This window comes from Bradyrhizobium sp. 31Argb (assembly GCF_043638955.1).
Taxonomy (GTDB): domain Bacteria; phylum Pseudomonadota; class Alphaproteobacteria; order Rhizobiales; family Xanthobacteraceae; genus Bradyrhizobium.
This window is the reverse complement of the sequence record NZ_JBEGDB010000610.1, coordinates 1-1,189: the sequence shown is the minus strand read 5'-3', so window position 1 is coordinate 1,189 and position 1,189 is coordinate 1. Positions and strand designations below refer to the sequence as shown.

1 protein-coding gene is annotated in these 1,189 nt (G+C 61.5%); it reads right to left on the bottom strand.

The window, feature by feature from the left end; all coding sequences use genetic code 11:
• Positions 1 to 507 precede the first annotated feature (507 nt).
• On the bottom strand, positions 508 to 1,125 hold the full coding sequence (locus AAFX91_RS41815) for a hypothetical protein (RefSeq protein ID WP_394570362.1): 618 nt from the start codon (positions 1,123 to 1,125) through the stop codon (positions 508 to 510).
• Positions 1,126 to 1,189: the final 64 nt, after the last annotated feature.

Here is a 1,189-nt window from a genome sequence, read left to right as displayed (position 1 = left end):
AAAGCTCGCGCCAAACTCGGCCGCGCCTATCCAGCCACCCCCAAAGAGTCAAAATCACTGTGATAGACCACTAGTGTCACCCAATGCTAAGGCCGTCGCTTACTCGAAAGGCGTCGTCTCATCCCGAACTAATCATCGATTTTGGGTGCTTGATGCGCGGCGCAGTATCAAGCCTTACAGCGGTAAAAAAGCACCGCTTGTGCGAGATGTAGTCTGGCGTGTAAATTCGCAGATCTGGTGGCGGGGGAGCGCTACCGCGTTTCCCCACACCAACCGAGCCTGCGATATCTTATCCAATCTTCCGCCTGACGCTGTTCATGGGCGCGAGAGCGAGTCCAACTTCAAGGGCCGCTGGCCAAGCAGTTCCGCAGATCCTGGCACCGCGTCAGCTGCCACCGGCAGAAATCCGGCTGCGTGCCCGGCGAGCCACGCGGATTCACACGCATCAGACGGCTGCACGATTCCCCATGGATCGGAACGTTCGCGCAGTGCTGTTAACACCTCGAGTTACGCCGCCACCGCGTGCTCGCGGTGCACAACGGTCGCCGGAGCGCCCGCGACCTCGCGGGTGACCTTGAAGTCGAATCCGATCCGCGCGAATGGCCTGTTGAGCTCCGCCTCCCGGATTTCGGTGGCTTCCGTTGCGCGTACGACCGGTGGGATCAGGTCGTCGCGGGTGCCGAAAGCAAAATCGTCGTGCAGGTATTTGTCGCCGTCGATGTTGATCTGGGTGGTGAGCTGCCGATAGCCTGACGCGGTGATGAAGAAATGGATGTGCGCCGGCCGCTGGCCATGGCGCCCCATCTTCGCGAGCAGCCTCTCGGTGTTGGAGCCGGGCGGGCAGCCATAGCCCGACGGCATGATCGAACAGAAGCGATAGCGGCCGTCGAGGTCGGTTTCGATCCGGCGGCGCAGATTGTAGGACGACTGGGGCGGGCCGAAGAACGAATAGAAGCCGAACGAATTGGCGTGCCAGACATCGACAATCGCGCCGGAAATCGGCCTGCCCTCCGTGTCGAACACCTGGCCTTCCATGAGCAGTATCTCGCCATCATCGGTGCCGTCGTCGAGCCGGGCTTCGCCCTTCGAGAGCGGCGCACCGGCGACATAGAGCGTGAGCGTCATCCGGCGACCACGCACTGAGGGCTGATCTGGTCGGCTAGGAAGATCTCGTGGATTGTTTCGTCAC

What these genes read in the sequence shown, in the direction of transcription:
- AAFX91_RS41815 (WP_394570362.1), bottom strand. Translation starts at nt 1,125, where the DNA reads ATGACGCTCACGCTCTATGTCGCCGGTGCGCCGCTCTCGAAGGGCGAA.